Here is a 20543-nt window from a genome sequence, read left to right on the forward strand (position 1 = left end):
GTTAGGCGCTTAGTTTTGGCTGTCTTCGGGCAAAAACGAACCCCATAAAATCAGCTTCAATGAAAAAAATTTATGCACCCTGCCTCGCTATAGGCATTGGGTTACTGAGCCTCACCAGTTCCTTAGCCCAGCAAACCGCCGTTGACTTTTTTAACGAAGGTGTTCAAAAAAGCAACGCTAAAGATTTTACCGGTGCGTTGCAGGCCTTCACCACGGCCATCATCATGAACCCCGAAAACTCGGCTAGCTATTACAACCGGGCGCTGGCGAAAAGCAGCCTCAATGATATTCAGGGAGCCGTTGGTGACCTCGACCAAGCCATTGAACTAAACCCACAGGATGCCAACGCCTTTTTATATCGGGGCATGAGCCGCTCTAAACTGGAAGACTTTCGGGGCGCCATGCAGGACTTCAATCGGTCTATCGAACTAAGCCCCAATGATGCGTTCCTGTACTACAACCGAGGTTTGTGCCGGTCGCAGATGAACTACCTGGCCAGCGCCCTGACCGATTTTAACAAGGCAGCCTCTATCTCACCTAACGATGCCAACGTGCTGACGGCGAGGGGTAATTGCAAAAATCAGCTGACCGACTACCGCGGTGCCCTGGCCGACTTTGGCCTGGCCCTGGAAAAGTCACCGAACAAGATCAGCGCACTAGCTGGCCGGGGCTATTCGCGGTTCAAAACGGAAGATTACAAAGGTGCCCTGGCCGACTTCTCGCGGTCTATTGAGCTTAACCCACAGGATGCCGACCTGTTTTATAAGCGTGGTCTGGTGAAAACCCGTATGGCCGATTTCGAGAATGCCGTAGCTGACTACAATAAAACCCTGGAACTGAACCCCAATCATTACAAAGCCTTTTTTAGCCGTGGCTTCTGCCGCAGCCGTACCGGCTCAAACAAACTGGCCCTGACCGACCTCGACAAAGCGATTGAGATGGACAACCGGGGGCTACAAACCACCAAGGCGTATTACAGCGAGTTCATCACCCAAAACTTGCTGCCCCTACTGGCTACGGTAGTACAGGACCGGTATAAGGTATCTGAACTGGGCGACGACCGGGCCGATGCCTATCTGGTGCGGGGTATCCTGAAAAACTCGACCGGCGACGGCAAACCCGCCCTGGCCGACCTGAACCGGGCCGTAGAACTGAACCCCACTAGCTCTGAATCGTACTTCATCCGGGGCATTATCCGCTCATCATTGGGTGATCAGAAAGGCGCACTCATCGACTGCAACAGCACGGTGAAACTAAACCCCCGTCACGCCGAAGCCTACTACCTGCGCGGCCTGGTGCGCTACGATTCGGGCGATGAAGTAGGTGGTTGCACCGACCTGAGCCGCTCCGGCGAACTGGGCTACGTACAGTCCTACAAAATCATCGCCGACCGCTGCAATAAGGTGATTAGGCAGTAGAAGAGTCTGGAGAGTCAGGAATAGCAAAGAGTCCTGTTTAGTCTGGAAAGTCGTTTTTACGAACGATGTCTTTCCAGATTAAACAGGACTCTTTGCTATTGCTGACTTTCCAGACTTACTGTACTCCTTTATACGACTTTCCAGACTTGATAGTTGCCGTTACCAACAATCCCAGGCACAGACCGGTGGTGTCGGCGAGGGCGTCCTGCCAGTCGCCGCTGCGACCAATGGGCATGATGGCCTGGTAGATTTCGGTGCCAATGGCGTAGCCTACGCCAAATAGCAATGTGCGCCGCCACGACCAACCCGCCAGCCGCCACAAGATGGCAATACCAAAAAAGGCGAAACAATGCACCCACTTATCGCGTGAGTTGCCCAGGTCGGGCATACCGTCGCCGGGGATAGACATACCTGCGAGGATGGCCACTGTCCAGGCAATAGCCAGCCAGCGGGTTACTTTCTGAAACGTTGGCGTAAGCATCATACTAGATTACTGACTCCTCAGCCGCCGTTCGGTGAAGGCCAGAAAAAAAATGATCAGGCTAAGGAGATAGATAATGTTGCGGGTGTCGATCAGGCCGCGCCCCAGGGCTTCATACTGGCTGTCGAGGCTGACGTAGCTAAGCCAGTAGGCCAGGTCAGATGTGCCCAGCAGGCCGCTGAGGGTGCTGAGGCCCGCGTAGAGCAGTAGGTTAACCACCGCCCCCGCCACAAACGCCACCACCTGATTGTCGTTGAGCGACGATGCCCACAGGCCCACGGCCACAAACACGCCCGCCAGTAGCAGTAGCCCTACATACGAACCCGCCACCGCTGCCGAGTCGACGTTGCCGGGCGGGTTGCCAAGCTGGGAAAGGCTGTAGTAGTAGATGAGCGTGGGCAGCAGGGCCAGCGCCACCAGCAGCCAGTTGGCCCAGAACTTACCCAACACCACCCCCCAGCGGCTTACGGGCTTGGTCAGCAGCCATTCCATGGTACCGCCGCGCACTTCGTCGGCAATGGAGCGCATGGTGATGGCGGGGACCATGAACACCAGCACCCAGGGCGTAAGGGTAAAAAACTGCCCCATGTCGGCAAAGCCGTAGTCGAGCAGGTTAGTGTCGGCAAAGACCCACAATAGCAGGCCCAGCACCCCCAAAAACACCCCCAGAATGATGTAGGCGATGGGCGAGCTAAAAAACTGTCCGATTTCTTTTCTAAAAATTGCCCCCATTGATTACCGTGAAAAAGGGTCGACCGGTTCGCGGCGTACGATGGCCGAAATAATCAACGACAGAATGGCCCCGCTTAGCGCCGACCAGATGAGTCCGCCCAGAAACAGGATGCCGGGTGAGGTAAACTTCTGCGACATTTCCATGGCCTGATCAATCTGATCGTCGGTCATATTACCCTGATCTTCCAATTGTTGACGCGCAATTTCCAACCCCTCCTTCATCACGTTGGGGTCAATATAGGTCATGTATATAATGGAGTAGGTGGTAGAGAGCATGCCCATAATCGTGGCCGTCAATACACCCAGTCCCACGCCTTCGCCGATAGACAGGTAGCCGCCGTTTTCGCGTTTGTATTCGGCAATGGCTAGATACAGACCGCCAATGGTAAACACAATGGTTACATACCCCAGCGACTGGTTCCGGTTCATTCCGGTAACGAACAGGATGGTCTGGTAGATGATGGTGGTGATGCCGGCCACAGCGCCCCATTTCAGGGCAATTTTAGCGGTAGAGGGTTTTTCATTCATGGTTTCAGTACGGAATAATCCTGCTTGCGGAAGAGTAACGAAATGATGAGGGCCACAAAAATGGTGTAGAGTGTTTTCTTGCCCAACATGCTCAACGGAATCACATCGGGGCGGCTTTCTTTAGTTTGCTTGAGCAGCGCCACGTAGGCTTCCTGGCCAAACTGTTTCACCATGGCGGCTTTATCGCCCATCTGAAACGCCATCAGGTCGTTGATGTAGCGGGTAAACAGGCTGGGTTGTATGTAGGTGATGAAGCCGTAGATCAGCCAGCCCGCCAACAGCGCCCCCACCGTGTTGACCACATAGCAGATGGTGAGGCCCTCCCAGAGGTGCAACATGCCCTTGCCCACGTTTTTGCGGTAATACCACACCGCCGCCACCATCAGAATGATGTGAATACCGTAGTCGAGGGGGTATTTTTCGATGATAAACAGCGCCGACCGACCCGTAGCGTAGAGGCCCATAAAGTAGCCAAAAACGGCCAGCCCCGCCCCCAGCCCAAACAGCAGCGGTATTTTTAGTAAGGGATGATTGAAGTAAGACATAATTAGAGTTTAAAAGTCTAAGGTCTAATGTTCAAGGTTGCTGGCGCGAGTGGCTTCGCGCTCTGGGTGGCTGACGCGTGGCCCTTCGACAGGCTCAGGGTGACAATGAACTTGAGTCAAGTTCACTGAATTGCTTCAGATGGGCTGTCACCCTGAGCCTGTCGAAGGGCCGCGCGTCAGCAACCAGAGCGCGAAGCAACCACCAACTACAAACCACAAACTACAAACTCCTTAAACTAAAAATACCCCCCAGCACCGTGCCCACTACGTTTCCGACCAGGGTTTGGCCCAGTAGCGGGCTGTTTTTGGCGGACGACAGTGTGCGGGCGTAGGTCCAGGAGGCGGTTGGGTCGAAGATAGTTAACGCGGCGGATTGGCCCTCGGCCAGTGTGACGGGCGGCAGGCGCAGCACCCGGCGCGGTCCTGTGGTGAGTCGGTCGATGAGGTCGGGCAGGGGGAGTCGGTTTTGGTTGTGGGTTTGCAACAGGGCAAACACCGTTTCGGCTCCCAGCATCCCAAATTCGGCCACGTCGAACTCTACGTTTTTGGTTTCCTCCTCATGCGGGTGGTGGTCCGACACCACTGCGTCGATGGTGCCGTCGGCCAGGCCGGCCCAGAGTGCGGCCACGTCAGCGGCACCACGAAAGGGCGGATTCACTTTCAGGTTAGAATCGAACCCGCTCAGCGCCTCGTCGGTGTAGGCCAATTGGTGGGCGGCCACGTCGCAACTGACGGGCAGGCCCTGCGCTTTGGCGTCGCGGATCAGGGCTACCGACTCGGCAGCCGAGAGGCAAGCAAAATGCAGCATTGGGGGGGCATCATGGGGAGCGGGGTCGGTTTCCAGCACGTAGGCCAGCAGCCGCAAATCACGCGCCACGGTCATCACCTCGGCCAGGGCGGGCAAGCCTTTCAAGCCCAGTTGCGTACTCTGAACCCCCTCGTGCATTTGCCCGTAGCGCGTGAGGCGGGCATCTTCGGGCCGGTTGACGAGCAGCCCCCCAAACGGGCGCAGGTATTGCAGGGTTTTAGCCAGCAGGTCGGGGTGTTGCAGCGGATGGTCGCCGTCGGAAAAAGCCACGGCCCCCGCCCGGTGCAGGTCGATCATATCGGTAAAGTCTTCACCCTTAGCGCCTTTGGTAATGGCCGCTACCGGATGGAGCCGTACGTTGGGGAAGCCATCGGCGGTGCGGCGCAGGTAGCCCAGGGTGTCTTTGGCATCGACCACAGGCTGGGTGTTGGGTAGCAGGGCCACGTCGGTGAAGCCCCCGGCAGCGGCCACCCGTGCCAGGTCGCCCAGTGTTTCGCGGTGTTCGTAGCCGGGGTCGTTGGCAGCAGCGCGCGCATCGACCCAACCCGCCGATACGTGCAGGTTTTTGCCCTCAACTACCACGGCCCCTACCTCCGGCTGGTAGTCGGCGCTCGTTGGCAGCATACTGGCAATGAGTCCGTTACGCACCCACAGGTCAACCAACTGGCCGTTGAATGGTGAGGCCCGATCTACTACCCGCGCTGACCGAATGACTATATCCATTGGCATGAAAAAGGCTCCTCAACTGGGGGAGCCTTTCTGAATGAGTAAACTGAAACGGAACGAGTTGATACTGAACACGGAAGACGGCACCAACATAGCCAGCAGCAACGTGTGGGCAGCCTTCTTCATGATCTAGCCCTACTGGCCAATGAGGTCTTTGTAGGCATCGACGCTCATCAATTCCTCAACTTCGGCGGCGTCTGACGGACGAACGCGCACGATCCAGCCGCGGCCGTAAGGGTCGGTGTTGACCAGTTCGGGGCTTTTTTCGGCTTCGTCGTTCATTTCCATCACTTCACCGGCAATGGGCAAAAACAGGTCTGATACCGTTTTAACGGCCTCTACTGAGCCAAACACCTCGCCTTTGTCGAGCGTTTGGCCCAGGGTATTAATGTCTACATACACGATGTCGCCCAGTTCATGTTGTGCAAAATCGGTGATGCCAACAGTAGCGGTGCCGTCGGCTTCGAGGCGAATCCATTCATGATCCGCTGTATAACGTAGTTCGTCTGGGAACGTCATTTGAGTGCATTGGTTATGCTGCAAAAATAGGGGTAAAAGTCGATAGTCCTGGCGATGAGAAACAAGAAGTGAGAGAAGAGAAACAAGAGCCTGCCAGCCGTAGCACAAGCATCAGTCTATGTCGTAAATTAGCTAGCCAGACGGTTCTTGTCTCTTGCTTCTCACTTCTTGTTTCTCACCACCAGAACTGTCGACCTTATTTATGCCTTATGAAGTAGCTATCATTGGTGCCGGTTTTGCCGGGTTGGGGGCAGCCATCCGGCTTAAGCTGAGTGGCCGCCACTCGGTTGTAGTATTTGAACGGGCCGATGACGTGGGCGGCACCTGGCGCGAAAACACCTATCCCGGCTGTGCCTGCGACGTGCCCTCGCACCTGTATTCGTTTTCGTTTGCACCCAACCCCCACTGGTCGAAGGCCTATTCACCCCAGCCCGAAATCCAGCGCTACCTTCAGCAGTGCGTAGACCGGTTCGGTATTCGTGACCAGATCCGGTTCAACACCGAAATCGTCTCGACCGTGTGGCAGGAAGACAAAGCCTGCTGGCAACTTACCGACAGCCACGGCACCGTGACTACCGCCCGAGTGGTGGTGGCGGCCATTGGCCCGCTCAACCGCCCCAGCGTACCGAAGCTACCGGGCCTCGATACCTTCACGGGCACCACCTTCCACTCGGCCCGCTGGAACCACGACTACGACCTCACGGGCAAGCGCGTGGCCGTAATCGGCACGGGGGCGTCGGCTATTCAGATCGTGCCGGAGATTGCCCCTTCGGTAGCACAACTCACTGTTTTTCAGCGCACTGCGCCTTACGTTACGCCGCGTAACAACCGCAACTATGCCCCCTGGCAGCAACGATTATATGACCGGGTGCCTGCCTTACAGCAACTACACCGGGGCTTTTTCTACTGGCTCAACGAGCTGTTTGGCCTTTCGTTTATGGGCAACGACGTGATCAACAAGCTGGGCACAGCGCAGGCCCGTAAACACCTCGAAAGCCAGATCAGCGACCCCGAACTGCGCCGCAAAGCCTGGCCCACCTACAAGATGGGCTGCAAGCGCGTGCTCGTTTCCGACGATTACTACCCTGCCCTTACCCGCCCCAACGTGGCCCTAGTGACCGACCAAATTGCCGCCGTGATGCCTACGGGCATCCGCACCACCGACGGACAGGAACGCCCCTTCGACGCGCTTATTTTCAGCACGGGATTCGTCGTGGCCGACATCTACCTGAATCAAACGCTGACCGGCCGCAACGGTCGCAGCCTGCTCGACGAATGGGCACAAACCGGCGCGCAGGCCCTGCTGGGCACCACGGTGTCGGGCTTTCCGAACCTGATTTTCCTGATGGGTCCCAACACCGGACTGGGTCATAATTCGGTGGTGCACATGATCGAGTCGCAGCTCAACTACATGATCGACTATCTCCGCCACCTGGAACAGGCGGGCGACGGCGCGTTTCTGGACGTGAAGCCCGACATCCAAGAAACCCACAACGCCGACTTGCAACAGCAACTGACCGGCACCGTCTGGGCATCGGGCTGCCAGAGCTGGTACATGAACGAGCAGGGTCGCAACACCACCCTCTGGCCCGCTCTCACCGTCAGCTACCGCAACCAAACCCGCCGCATCAACCTGGCTGATTACACGGTGGAGCGATTATAAATGAAGAATGTACAATGAAGAATGTACAATGAAGAATGTACAATGAAGAATGTACAATGAAGAATGTACAATGAAGAATGTACAATGAAGAATGCACATTCCTAATTCTTCATTACCTTTTAAAACAAAAAAGAATGCTCACCATTCGCCTGGCCACGGCGCAGGACCACGACGCGCTATGGTCTATTATTCAGCCCGTTATACAAACTGGCGACACCTATATGTACGCCCCCGACACCCCGCGCGAGGCGATGCTGGCCACCTGGTTGGCCGATACCAAGCATACCTACGTAGCCGAAACAGACGAACAGGTAGTGGGCACGTTCTTTTTGTGCGCCAACCAGCCGGGCCTGGGCGCGCACGTAGCCAACGCCGGGTATATGGTTCATCCCGATCAGCGCGGCAAAGGCATTGCCCGGCAACTGTGCCTCTTCTCGCTCGACGAAGCCCGTCGGCTGGGGTTTCAGGCCTTACAGTTCAACGCGGTTGTTTCCACCAATACGGTGGCTGTGCGGCTGTGGGAACAATGCGGGTTTAGCCGGGTGGGTACGGTGCCTAAGGCGTTCCGGCACCAGGCGCTGGGGCTGGTCGATACGTACGTGATGTACCAGTGGCTGGGTGCTTAGATCACGCCTTAAATTCCGATTATAGCTATCGTTTCATGGCTGGATAAAGTAAATTTGACAAATGTACTCGTACCATATCTTCCTCAACCCGTTATGAATGCAGTGGTTACCTCTGTGCCGACAGCCTGGTTGCAGCGCATAGTAGATGCCTCGCTGACGGGTATGGTGGTCTACGAAGCCGTCCACGCCGACGGTGACGAATCGGCTATTACCGACCTGCGTCTGGTACTGGCCAACGAAGCGGCCAAAGCCGACTTCCCGTCAGACTGGTTCGCACAAACCCTGCTCGAAACGGCCCCTGAACTGGTCAGCACGCCTTTTTTCGCCCAACTGGTGGCCGTACTGGATGAGGGTACGTCCTGCCGGTTTACCTACACCACCAACCACGCCACCAACCCGCGCTGGTTTGAGGTGTCGGCGGTAAATATGGAGCAGCAGGGAGTGTTATCGTACCAGGAAACCACCGGGCAAAAGCGGCTGGAGCAGCAGGTTGATGAGTACAAGCACCTGATCGACAATGCGTTGGCGGGCATTTCGCACTTCACCAGCGTGCGCGACGACAACGGCACTATCATTGATTTCAGGTACAAATCATACAACAAAGCAGCCGGTGCGGTCACGGGCCTCACCGCCGACGACGTGGTGGGCAAGGGCATGCTGGAGCTATTTCCCGAACACAAGACTAGCGGTTTTTTCGACAAATGGGTTGAACTGGTTGAAACCGGTGCTTCGGTGCGGTTTCAGGATCGGTACAAAGGCGAAGGCTACGATTTTTGGTTCGACACGCAGGCGGTGGCCTGGAAAGACGGCTTTATCCGGTCGTACATTGACATTACGCCTATTAAAACGGCCGAACTCGCGCAGCAGCGGCAGGCCGAACTGTTGGACAGCCTGATTACCGCCGCACCCATGGCCGTGGCCCTGTACGAAGCCGTTCGGGATGCCGCCGGCGAGATCGAAGATTTTGTGTGTGTCCACGTCAATCAGGCCGCTGCCGATGCGCTCCAATTTCCGATAGCAGAATTAAACGGCAAACGCATGACGGCCATCAACCCACGTGTGAAATCGAGCCACGCCTACGAACATTACCTGCACGTGACCACTACGGGAGAGCCATTGCAGTTTGAACGGCAACTGGGCAACCAATGGTTTTTGGTGTCGATGGTCAAGTTTGGCGATGGCTTCGTGAGCGCCTCGCTCGACGTGACCGAAAGCCGACTGTATCGGCAGCAGCTGGAGGCAGCCAACCAGGAGTTGCTACATTCAAACGACAACCTGCAACAGTTTGCCTACGTGGCCAGCCACGACCTGCAGGAACCCCTGCGGAAGATCCGCGCCTTCAGCGACCTCATCGGCGAACGCTACGGGGTCGAACTCGGTGCTTTCGGGCAGGATGCCCTCCAGCGGATGCAGTCGGCGGCGGGGCGCATGAGTCAGCTCATCAACGACCTGCTCATCTATTCGCGGATTACGACGCACCGGCAGCCCTTTGCGCCCGTTGATCTGGAACAACTCCTCGACGAGGTGCTGCTGGACCTCGACCTGCGCCTGGCCGAAACCGGGGCCGTGCTAGAGCGCGACCAACTGCCCGTGGTGGCGGGCGATAGTTCGCAGTTGCGCCAGTTGCTCCATAACCTGCTTACCAACGCGCTGAAGTTCCACCCATTGCACAGCCCCGAACACGTCCCCCACATTCAAATCCGTTGCCAGCGCACCGAAACCGACGGCCACGGCTGGTATGAGATCAGCATCATCGACAACGGCATCGGCTTCGACGATAAATACACCGACCGCATCTTTCAGGTGTTCCAGCGCCTGCATGCTCAGCAGCTATACCCCGGCACGGGCGTAGGCCTGGCCATCTGCTTCCGTGTAGTAGACAGCCACGGCGGCACCATCAGCGCCACCAGCCAACCCGGCGAAGGCTCAACATTCCTGGTGCGGCTACCAGCGTAGGGGTGAAAGAGTGAAAGCGTGAAGGGAGGCCGTTGTCGCTTGGCTCCAGCCGAGTGACAACGGCCTCCCTTCACGCTTTCACTCTTTCACCATTCGCTCTTTCACTATTCCCCCCTACTGCGCCAAATTAAACCTCGCCTGGATGCCCCCGGCGGTGGTGGCGCGGATGAAGCTGTTGGTCACGAGGGGATCATTGAAGGAGCGGTCGAAGTAGGCGTTCAGGCTTAGGCGGCTGTTGACTACGTAGCTGATCTGGGGGCGCAACTGGAAGTTGACGTTACCCGCCACGATGGTCTGCTGAGAATTTAACTCCCTAGGTTCTGCACATTTTGCTCAATCTGAGCGACAAAATCATCTAGTGAAATGGTGATCATTTTCGTATTAGTAAAGGCTTCATCCTCAGCACTCATTGGTAATGGTACGCTCTTGAGAGGGTCAATATTCCATCCAAAAAATCTACGTGTTACTCCATAACCAATAATCAAATTATCTCTGCTTTGCGTCACTTTCAGATAGCCTATATACTCATCTGAAAAATCAAACGGCAGATAAACAGTTTCATCTTGCTTGATATTTTCAATAACGGATTTCCATTCTAATAATATGTGTTTCAAAACAGTCGCTGCTTTATTGAACACGCCATGTTCAGGGATTGAGCCTTCATCTATCACAAAAAAATAAGAGTCAACGACTTTTTCCAACTGCATTTCTTGCCATGTCACGAAGACGTCTTCGTGAGCAGATCTCTTGATATTATCAATAAGCCTAATGTTGATCATCTTTGTATATTAGTGATTTACAATTGGCAGTTTCTGCTCTAGGCAGAAACTGCCAATTGTAAATTATTTAATAGGATAAGCAGAGATAACCCTTGTAACACCATTTTTTTCAAAAGTTACTAAACGTAAGGAACTCAAGGACGCTCCTGAACCTATCGAACCACCCTCCCAACCTATTACTTTACCCATTGGAATGTCTCTGGTCAAATAGCCCCTACTGTCTACAAATCCACTAATTCCATTATTTATGGCTTTTTCATAAGCGTCGTCCACTAGGCCAACCAATTCAGATGCTGGCCCATTAAACACCCCTTGGTATTCTTTTACAAGATTATTGTTCAAGTGGTTAAATACATGACTGAGCGCATCTTCAGGGTTTTTTGTGAGGCCGTAAGCTAAACCTTTGCTTGAGAAGAAAACCTTTATGCTACTGTCAAATTTCAAGGCATTTTTTGCCCATTTGCCAAAGGTAGCCATTTGACCACCAATAGGCAGTGTAGCTGCAAAACTGAAGCCAGCGTTTCCAGGCTCGCCCTCAAGTAGGTAAATACCACCGTTTATCAGGTCGGGCAGTTCACCAACTCCCGGTACAAGTCCTGCAATATCGAAGAAGAAATGAATAGCTCCCATTGAGACATTCTTCACCGCTTCAATCAAACAACGTGCCTGACTCCAGTCAGGATGCATCATATGCAAGACGGCCGATTCACGGGCCAGTTTCTGTACGTATTGCAATTGGGTCATTATAGGATAACCCGGACTCTCGAAAGGCTGTTGTTCCAGTTGATTGAAATTGGACAAACCAAAAACAGTGAGAATGCGATTTGCTGCTTCAATCTCGTACGGGTCCGTATCGTCAACTATATTATAAGCTATATAAGTACAAACAAATTGCTGAAACATTTGAGCACTTGGCCGATCTCCGTTTTGAGCAATGTAGTTCTTCATGCTGTACATTACCGGCTGATACGTCCTCATTAATGACCTCTCAGGCTCGTTAAAAAATATCGACGGTGAGTGGTAGTACTCCATTGCATAAAGGAATCTGTCAACCTCACTTTGACCCGACACGCCATTATCATCTAAGGTTTGGGGTGGCTCACCACCGCCGCTACCAGTACCGCCACCGCCACCGCCGCCACCACCGCCGCCACCATCGCCGCTACCGCCCCCACCATCGCCGCCACCAGTACCACCACCACCGGTTCCTCCTGTACCGCCCGTACCGCCGCTACCGTTACCACCTCCGCTACAGGATACAGTGCCTACTAATATGAAATCCATTCCATTGATTCTAATATGCGGGTCTCCTGCCGATCCCGAATTAGGGGGTGCCCCACTACCCACCTGAGCAGTGCCTGATTGATCAGTAGCTTCATAGATGTACTCTTCGCATTCAGACCGCCGCCCATTTTTGTCAGTTGTTGGCTTCCCCTTCATCACGTCTTTGAGTGTGCCGTTTACATACCGGCGGGTTTCCAAAAGCGTGGTCTCGTCCAGACCGTAAACCAGGACCGAGCCGGAAAAGTCTTCTCCCTTTACCCGCTTGTTTTTGGCCCGGTAAGCTTCATCGGGCAGTACAACCATAATGTATGATTGCATAGCACCCGCTTTGTCTTTGTAGGTCACCAGCTTGGTTTGCACCCGCAAGCCTTGCGGATCGCCTGATATTCCGTCACCGGCATATAGGCCGAGACGCATAGCATAATTGTAGACCAGCGGTGTGACGACAGCTATGTTGCCGCTTTTACATTTGATCTCTTTGGCCAGATTCCAAAGCGGCAGGCGATTTTGTAGGTCATTCGTGCCCCGGGCGTTGGGGTTCGACCAGGCTTCGTAATAGTGTCTGGCTTCGTTGAGGGAAACATCGGGTGCAGCCGGTTCAACAAGGATGTCACGGGCGGGCTGGCAAGCCCATTGAGAGGCGATCATGGTCAAGGCAACGACCAGAAAACGCAGGTAACGAGAAGTCATAGAGTTAATTGGATAAGATTCATTTCCTTTGAAATGAATCTTATCCAATTAACTCTATAGTCATAGTATCTTTTGAGGGAACGGTCAATTTTCGTGTAGCTACATTCAATGAATGTATATCCTACTGCGCCAAATTAAACCGAGCCTGGATGCCCCCGGCGGTGGTGGCGCGGATGAAGCTGTTGGTGACGAGGGGGTCGTTGAAGGAGCGGTCGAAGTAGGCGTTCAGGCTTAGGCGGCTGTTGACTACGTAGCTGATCTGGGGGCGCAACTGGAAGTTGATATTACCCGCCACAATGGTCTGCTCCGCGTCGAGTTTGCGCTGAATGGTGCGGGTGTCGCGCAGGGTGAGGGCGCACTGGAAGGTGAGGTCGTTTTTCAGCCGTTTCACCTGCCCATTCACCAGGAACGGCAGCCGGATGTTTTTCTTCGTGAAACCCAGCGACCCCGTGATGTCTTTGGTGGTCACCTCCGCCACCTGCGCGTTAGAGAGATTCAGGCCGGCCTCGCGGGCGCGGTTGTACGTTAGCGACCCCGTCAGGCGGCTTTTGGTCTGGAAATTCACGCCAATAAACGGCTCGAACCGTTCCGACATCGTGATCGTACTCATCACAAAGGCCGGAATAAACTGCCCATAGGTGGTCAGTTGCCGCGACAGCGGGTAGCCCGAAATGGCCAGGTTCACATACTGCGCCTCGTAGCTTAGCGACGACACGAAGTTGCCCACGCTGTAGTTCGAGTTGTAGCGGTGCGTGAGGTTAAACGACGTAAACAGCTTCTGAAACGGCTTCAACTTGGTTAGCCCCTGGTAGTTCAAATCCCAGTTGGGAAACGGGATGCTGTAGAACGGCGAATACTTCACCGAATAGGGATTGGCCCCGCTGTAGGCTGCAAAAAACGCCGGAATCAGCACGTCCTGCGACTTGTTGTCGTAGGCGCTGGGGTTGTCGGCGGCGATTTTGTTATCGACGTTCAACCGGTCTTTGATGATGGTCCGGTACTGCTCGAACCGGTCGAAAATAGGCGAGGTGTTGTCTGACCGCAGGCCTTCGAAGGTAGTGCCGAACGACAGGTACGACATGCTGTAGCTGCCGCTGCGCACGGGGTTCTGGTAGCTGAAACCCGCCCCCTGCAACGCCGGGCGGTAGAACACCTGGTAGTTGTCGGCGCGGTTGTAGTTGGCGTTGACCACCAATCTGAAATCGCGGAAGGGTTCGAGCGTGGTGCTGGCCGTAAACCGCCGCGTAATGGTCTGGGTAAAGGGGGCGTTTTGCACAATACTCGGCGAGAGCCACCCACGTTGTGCGGCCCGGTCGGCGATACCCGCATCCTGACTACCCAACACAAACGGCAGGCCCGGCGCACCGTACTGATCCATCCCAAACAAGGCCGGTGACCGCAGGAAGCCGGGCAGGATGGTGCCCTCCTGCAAGTTGTAGGTCACGTTGATGCCCCGCACCGTCAGCAGCGCCCGCACAAAGCTCTTGGCCAGGCGGTTGCCGCCGGGGTTAATGTCTTGAATACTACCGGGGTTACGAGCAAAATTAAGCTTCGCCGGACTAGGCGTATTGGCCCAGCGCAGGGCCTTGATTTTGTTGTAGAGCAGCACCAGGTCTACGCGCCCCTGAATGTTGAGGTCGCGGGTGTTGCGAATGGTGTTGCCAAAGGGAATGTTCAGCGAGTCCTGGATGCCGTAGGAATTGGCCTGGAATTGGTATTCAGTGCGGGCACCCACGTCGGCGGTGATCCAGTTCAGCACCGGAAACTTGTCGAACGGTACGCGGTAGGTGGCGTTGAAGCTCTGCACGTAGTTCTTCATCCGGCCCAGGTTCTGCACGTTCCGCCACACCGAATCGCGCTTGGCCTGGGTGTTGATGTCGCCCTGCGGTTCGTCGATGATCGAGTTGGCGGCGGCGCGGTAGGTCAGCACCAGGCTTTTGGTCAGGTTCCAGGTGATGTCGTAATAGCGATTGAAGAGGAAGTATTTCTCAAACTGCGGGGCAATGCCGTTGGTGGTTAGGTCGGAATTGCGGAGTTGCGTTTTAATAAAACTGCGGTCCATATCAGTACGGAACGACACCAGCGTGGGCAGCAGCGTGAGGTTGAAATCCTTTAGCCAGTAGAGGTATTTACGCTCCAGCCCCTTCACGTTGCGGAACGGCTCGAACGGTTTGGGCTGGCTCGAAAACGTGTAGGTAAACCCGCCCCGGTACTGCTCCTGGAGGTATTCGCCCGTCAGAATATTCGACCGTGTGATGTTATTGAAGGCGTAGTTAAACCCAAAATTCTCAATGTCCCACGGACGCGGAATGGCCGCCGTGTTCGTGCGGATCTTGCGCACGTTTGAGAAGTTGATGCCCTGCCGCACGGTGATGTCCTGCACCAGTCGGCGGTAGAGATTACGGTCTACGCCGTCGGGTAGGCTGGCCAGTGACGTCTCCAGCGGGGTGTCGGGGTCGAGGGGGTTAAACTGCGGGGTCACGTGCCGGGTGTCGTAGTTCACGTAGACCGGTATTTTCAGGCCCCATTTTTCGGGCGTGAACTTGTCGAGGGCCACGGCGGCGGTGAGGCCATATTCGGTGGTAAACTCGCGGGTGCGTTCGCTGGGCTTGGTTTGCACGCCGCCAAACCCAAAGGTGGTGTAGCGCCCCGACGCCGTAATCGTGGCCAGGTCGGCCAGGCGGATGTTGGCCGCCCCAATGGCCGCGTAGCCCGATTTCTGGTTGATACCCACCGCCCGGAGTTCGTCTACCCACACGGTAAAGCTCCGCGTCTGCTCATCCACCGATTTGGGGTTGCGCACTCCGATCATGATGCTCTGCACAGAGCTTAAATCCGGGTTGCCCACCACCGTGAGTTGGTATCGTTGATTCTCTGATGGCAATGTAAACCCGACGCCCGACGCCCGGCCGTTGGCGCGGTTGCGGGCGGCTTTCAGGTTAATCAGTTCGTCAAAAGCTAGGTCCAACTCATTCTGGTAAGGCCACACGTCTTCGGGAATATTAGTGCCTTCGGGCGTAGCCAGCAGACCGGGCACTTCAATTTCGTAGTAGTTTTCGGTGTAGTCGGTGCCAATGCGGATAAACGCACTCACCGGCCCGCTTTGGGGGGTAATGGTCTTGTCGGGGCTGTGCATGTGAATGAACATCTTCAGCCGGTCGCGAAACAGGAAGTCGAAATTGGTGTTTTTGAACGCCCCCCGCGAGTCGCCGTCGCGCAGGTTGGTCACACTTAGGGCCATCGACTGCTCGTTGAGGGCCACGTCGGTCACCTGCGTGTAGTCGCGGTCGCGGATGAACCCCGGCGGCACCGAGTAGGCGTACTTGTCGTTGGTGGTCTGGCTGTTTTCTTCAATGTTAACCGCCGACACCTTAAACTGGGCATCGTAGGGTTCGGGCACCTCCTGCAAGCCGCGCTGCGTAAGGTCGCCGGTGTATTTGCGGTACTGGTTGGCTTCCATCTGCAACTGGGCAAACCGCAGCACCACCGGCTCCTGAAAATCGGTCAGCACCATCCGCATAAACCGGATCGACTTAAAGCCGTTGATGTTGCCAAACTTGCGGGCGGGCGTGCGCACCGGCACCCGGAATAGGTACCAGTTTACCCCTTCGGCGTTCACTTTGTCAATGATGTAGCCCGTGCCCACCTGTAGCCGATCTTTCGACAGCGGAATGTCGTATTCGTAGTAGGCCTCCTCTTCGTTGATGGTATTGTCGCCGTTAAGGTCCTCAATATCAGGCAGAATGCTGTTGGCCGGGGTGGTATACTGGTTCAGGTCGTTGGCGTTTTCGGGCGAGTTGTTCTGCATACCCAAAAACTGCTTGTACCGGGCCACGATGTACTTCACCGAGTCGGCCTGGGCACCGAGGTAGAACCGGAAGTCGTCATTGGAAGGGTCATCCAGAATCTGCTTTTGCGCTTCGGCATCCGTCACACGTGCCCGAACGGCATCCAGATAGGGTTTGAATTTGGCCTGTTCCTGGGCGTTGTTCAGACCGTCGAGGCCAATATCCTGCCTCTCGCGGGCACCGGCCTGATTGGTAAAGGCGTTGGTCACAAACTGCTGCCGCGGCGCGTTGCCCCAGGGCGTCACATCTACGCCCCGGTTGCGGGCATTGGTGGTGTCGATGGGAAAGCCGTTCTCAAATTCGTACCGTCCGTCTTTAATCACGTCTTCCGAAATGTCGCCCAGGTTGAAGCGGAGCAGGCCACCCGTTTTGTTGGGTTTGTTCTTCGTGTTGTCAGGCGTGCCGCGCACGGGGTCGTCGGTGAAGGGGTCCATCATCCAGAACGTGATGTTCTCGATGTTGGCATTGTCGAAATCATTGTCTGACGAAACCGCCCGCGTAACGGCCCCGAAATTCTGCCGGGGGTTTTTCAGCGTTCCGTCCGAATTCAGGTCGGGGTTGTAGTTGTACATACCCCGTTCGGCTGGGAAGTAGGCTACGTCGAGCACGTTTTCGGGCAGCTGAATCTGCCGCGCCGACCGCCCCGGAAAAATAGACGTGGGCAGGAAAAATTTCTCGTTGACGTTGTTTAGGTCCTCGGCCGTGAGGTTAACACTGATGCCCGACGCGCCACCCGGCAGGCCCAGCGTCTGGTCTACGTTATAGACCGAAATCCGCGCCCGGCGGTAGCCGTATTCCAGCGGCGCGGAAAACGTGCCCTGCGGAAAACTTTGTGGCGTGGCCCCCAGTCGCCACCGAACGGGCTGCCGCGTGAGGTCGAAAATGGTGCGGGTGGCTTCAAAATCGTCAATGAAAGCGTTGTTATTCACCGACTTAGCCAGGCCAGGTAAAAATTGGGCACCCTCGCCCGTGAACTGAATGGCCGAGGGTTCTTTGGTCTGAATCAGGGGCAGCCTATCAAGCAGCCGCGTAAGGCCGGGGGCATCTTTGCGCAGGTTGATGTCTACGCCCAGCATGGTGTTGTTGATCGGTTCGTTGCCAATGGCCACCCGCGTGAGGAACCCCGCCGGGGTTTCGCGCATGTTCATGGCCGTGAACCCCAGGTTAATGTCGGGGGCCAGGCGGTAGTCGAACCGGCCACCGATGAGGGTGCGTATCTGGTTCTGAAACAAATCGGGCAGTTCGTAAGTGATGCGGATTTCGCGGCCCGAATTGGCAATGCTTTCGTTGATAAACCGGATGCGCTGCGCCTCGATCACGTAGTCCTGCCCCGCCACCAGCGGCACCCCACCCGCCGACACCTGCACCGACTGCTCTTTCACACCGTAGGGCAAGTCGGTGGGTACGCCGTTGGTAGACTGGTAGCTGCCGCGCAGGAAAAACTTGTTCTTCAACGCCACCTGCTGCGCGTCGGCCAGGGTGGTGCGGTAGAGTTCGCTGAACACATACTTGGCCTTCGATTCGGGGGTGCTCAGCTTCCGGTCCAGAAACGAGCCGAAGGGTTCCAGCACCGGAAAGATCACCACGCCATTGCGACTGTCGATGGTGACGCCCTCCACGTAGTCGAAATTACCGTCGGCGGGGCGGTCCAGTTGCTGGTTTAGCTGGTCCATGTTAAAGACCTGCACTAGCGGAATGCCCGCCAGGTCACTGTCTTGCAACACGGGGTTGTCGAAACCCGTAACGTCGTCTTTGTAGATGATGCGAAGCTGGAACCCCTGCCGCGCCAGTGCCGTGGTGTTGAGCGAATATACGTTTTTCATCATCAGGTTCCACATCGGATTCTGAAGGTTGTTGCGTATCGTCGATGACTTCAACAGCTTCAGGTACAGTACTTTATCATCGCTCTGTCCCTGATAGTCTTCCGTCAGTTCGCCCACCTGGTAGTGCTTGCCCTGGTAGGTGTATTCGTAGGAAACGGCCAGTACTTCGTCGTTGCGTAAGGGTGTCGTGAGCGAGATGTAGCCCAATTCGGGCTGGAACCGGTACTCGCGTTCGGTGAGGCGTTTGGCCCCACGTAGCAGGTCGTAATCGGTGCCTTTTTGCAGGCCAAACGTGTTGGTCAACTCGTCGGTGGTGCGGTCTACCTGGCGCAGGTTGGCGTTGGCTTTCACGCGGCCAAACAGGGCGTTGGCTTCGTTGCTGGCTGGTGATCCCGCCGGTACCAGCGACTGCGTGTTGGGGTTAGCCGTATTGTAGGGTACGGGTTCGGCCAGGTCCGAGAAGCCCAGCACGCTCCGCAACGATTCGGTGGTGTTGGTCCGGTTGGTGACGTAGACCTCTAAACGCGTCACCGTCACGCCCGACGTGATCACGGGCAGGCTCTTGAGTGCCCGTTCGTAGTTGTTCCGAAAAAACTGCGACAGGAAGAAATGGCGGTTCTCGCTGTACTGGTCCGCCCTGATCTCAAAGGGCCGGTTCATGGCCCCACCGCGCAGGATGATCTCCTGTTTCCGCGACCGTTGCTGCGAGATCACGGTGGTGGCGTTGAGCTTGCCAAAGCGCGTTTGCAGCTTCAGGCCAAACAGGTTTTGCACCCCCGGAATCAGCTGGCTGTTGAGGTTCCAGGTCAGGTTGCCCAGCTCAATGTTTTGCAAAATGCTTTCATTCTGCGGTGTAAAGGGCATTTGCGGGTTGCTGAGCTTGCTGCCAAACGCAGGCAGGTTGGGCAGGCCCGGCACCTGTGGCAGCTGAGGCAGGCCGTTGGCCCCCAGGCCCGGAATCAGCCCCTGCGGCCGATAGTTGACCTTCAGCGCGTTCTCGAAATTGAAGCTGGCCTTGGTATCGAAGTTGGCCAGCACCCCCAGCCGTTCGCCGATTTGGCCGTTGAAATTGAGGTTGATCTGCTCGTTGAAAATGAAGTTACCCTGCCGCCGCAACCGCACCGCCACGGCGGGGTTGTCGATAAACTGATAGAGGTAGCCCAGATCGAGCGTGACGAAGCCGTTGGGCTTGAAATCGATGTTGTTACCGCCGAAAATACGGTCCAGAATGGGCGGCATTTCCAGCTTGGGAATCAGCCCCCGGCCACTCACGGCGCTTTGTCCGTCGCGGCGGGCGGCGTAGTCGCGGAAGAGGCGATCTTCCATGCGCTCATTCTGGAGGCGGTTGAAATCGGAAAACGGCACCACTTCGCCGGGGCGGTAGGGCAAGCCAGTGGGCCGACTACCGGCGGGTACGGTTTGGCTGGTGGGCGCACCGGGCGTAGGCCCCACAGTCACCACGCTGGGGTTGGTAGTCGTGCCGGCACCGGGCCGGGGGGTAAGCCGTTCATTCACCGCAACCGACTTGTCGGGCAGCATCCTGAAATCGGTTCCTAGGCTTTTGGGATCACGCAGCAAATACGGCGAACGGGGGTTGCGATCTGAAAACCGCGACGTGTAGCGGTCTGTCCAGTGGATGCTGGGGCGGCGGGCGGCGTTTTTCACGGCTCGCAAACTGTCCAGCCGCTCCTGCGCCACGGCCTTCATTGAATCGGCCACGGCTTTGCGACGGTCGGCGGTGGGGGTGGTGGTCGAACTGGCCAGACTGGTGCGACCACGACGAGCCGGTGTTTGTGCCCGCACGTGCGTAGTGGGGGTGCCTACCAGTCCCAGTAGTAGCAACAGCGGGGCAGTGCAAATCAACCACTTATACATAAAGCGTTGATTCAAAGCCACATATGAATTAATAGTAAGTCGTCGAACAGTATAACGCTTCACCATAACTGGTGTACAATCGGATGGGTAAACAACTTGAGTTGCTGGAACGTTATCACAACGGCTAAAACCGGGCCAATCGTATTAGGGGTAATTAAGAATGCAGAATTAAGAATTAATAATGTGGCCATGTCGAAGCGCAAAGCCGACCTGTCTGGCATCATTTTTAATTCTTAATTCTG

The 20543-nt window shown here is 55.8% G+C and carries 13 protein-coding genes and 1 pseudogene; 4 read left to right on the forward strand and 10 right to left on the reverse strand.

Annotated features, from left to right (window positions below):
* The first annotated feature begins 59 nt into the window (after window positions 1-59).
* Window positions 60-1418 carry a tetratricopeptide repeat protein gene (locus tag J2I48_RS21175; protein WP_207337501.1) on the forward strand — a complete coding sequence of 453 codons (1359 nt, stop codon included), beginning with the start codon at window positions 60-62 and terminating at the stop codon, window positions 1416-1418.
* A gap of 115 nt (window positions 1419-1533) precedes the next feature.
* Here the strand turns inward: J2I48_RS21175 and J2I48_RS21180 are convergent, their stop codons facing one another.
* The 6 genes from J2I48_RS21180 to gcvH form a co-directional block, all read right to left on the reverse strand.
* Window positions 1534-1902, reverse strand: coding sequence for a VanZ family protein (locus J2I48_RS21180; RefSeq protein WP_207337502.1), 369 nt, complete (start codon window positions 1900-1902; stop codon window positions 1534-1536).
* A gap of 6 nt (window positions 1903-1908) precedes the next feature.
* Window positions 1909-2631: a gliding motility-associated ABC transporter permease subunit GldF gene (gene gldF, locus J2I48_RS21185; RefSeq protein ID WP_207337503.1), complete on the reverse strand. Its 723-nt coding sequence runs from the start codon at window positions 2629-2631 to the stop codon at window positions 1909-1911.
* Window positions 2632-2634: 3 nt separating this feature from the next.
* Window positions 2635-3159 (reverse strand): DUF4199 domain-containing protein, encoded by a 525-nt coding sequence (locus J2I48_RS21190; RefSeq protein ID WP_207337504.1) that lies wholly within the window; start codon window positions 3157-3159, stop codon window positions 2635-2637.
* Complete coding sequence (locus J2I48_RS21195; RefSeq protein WP_207337505.1) at window positions 3156-3704, reverse strand: DUF4199 domain-containing protein; 549 nt, start codon at window positions 3702-3704, stop codon at window positions 3156-3158. The genes J2I48_RS21190 and J2I48_RS21195 overlap by 4 nt, the downstream gene beginning before the upstream one ends.
* A gap of 220 nt (window positions 3705-3924) precedes the next feature.
* On the reverse strand, window positions 3925-5235 hold the full coding sequence (locus J2I48_RS21200) for a dihydroorotase (RefSeq protein WP_207337506.1): 1311 nt from the start codon (window positions 5233-5235) through the stop codon (window positions 3925-3927).
* Window positions 5236-5373: 138 nt separating this feature from the next.
* Window positions 5374-5757, reverse strand: coding sequence for a glycine cleavage system protein GcvH (gene gcvH, locus J2I48_RS21205; RefSeq protein ID WP_207337507.1), 384 nt, complete (start codon window positions 5755-5757; stop codon window positions 5374-5376).
* 202 nt (window positions 5758-5959) lie between these two features.
* On the opposite strand from gcvH, the gene J2I48_RS21210 reads away from it, so the two are divergent.
* The 3 genes from J2I48_RS21210 (at window position 5960) to J2I48_RS21220 (ending at window position 10002) form a co-directional block, all read left to right on the forward strand.
* A complete protein-coding gene (locus tag J2I48_RS21210) occupies window positions 5960-7420 on the forward strand; it encodes a flavin-containing monooxygenase (protein WP_207337508.1) in 1461 nt (486 codons plus the stop codon).
* Window positions 7421-7554: 134 nt separating this feature from the next.
* Entirely contained in the window at window positions 7555-8046 is a 492-nt protein-coding gene (locus J2I48_RS21215; RefSeq protein WP_207337509.1) for a GNAT family N-acetyltransferase, read from the forward strand.
* Between the two features lie 93 nt (window positions 8047-8139).
* Window positions 8140-10002, forward strand: coding sequence for a PAS domain-containing sensor histidine kinase (locus J2I48_RS21220; protein WP_207337510.1), 1863 nt, complete (start codon window positions 8140-8142; stop codon window positions 10000-10002).
* A 114-nt stretch (window positions 10003-10116) separates the two neighbouring features.
* Here the strand turns inward: J2I48_RS21220 and J2I48_RS21225 are convergent.
* The 4 genes and pseudogenes from J2I48_RS21225 to sov form a co-directional block, all read right to left on the reverse strand.
* Window positions 10117-10299 (reverse strand): annotated as a pseudogene (locus J2I48_RS21225) (hypothetical protein); the annotation flags it as partial.
* A gap of 8 nt (window positions 10300-10307) precedes the next feature.
* On the reverse strand, window positions 10308-10781 hold the full coding sequence (locus tag J2I48_RS21230; protein ID WP_207337512.1) for a hypothetical protein: 474 nt from the start codon (window positions 10779-10781) through the stop codon (window positions 10308-10310).
* A gap of 63 nt (window positions 10782-10844) precedes the next feature.
* Window positions 10845-12755 carry a hypothetical protein gene (locus J2I48_RS21235; RefSeq protein ID WP_207337513.1) on the reverse strand — a complete coding sequence of 637 codons (1911 nt, stop codon included), beginning with the start codon at window positions 12753-12755 and terminating at the stop codon, window positions 10845-10847.
* 121 nt (window positions 12756-12876) lie between these two features.
* Window positions 12877-20301: a T9SS outer membrane translocon Sov/SprA gene (sov, locus tag J2I48_RS21240; RefSeq protein WP_229376608.1), complete on the reverse strand. Its 7425-nt coding sequence runs from the start codon at window positions 20299-20301 to the stop codon at window positions 12877-12879.
* Between the last annotated feature and the right edge of the window lie 242 nt (window positions 20302-20543).

It is taken from the genome of Fibrella aquatilis (assembly GCF_017353255.1).
Lineage (GTDB): Bacteria > Bacteroidota > Bacteroidia > Cytophagales > Spirosomataceae > Fibrella > Fibrella aquatilis.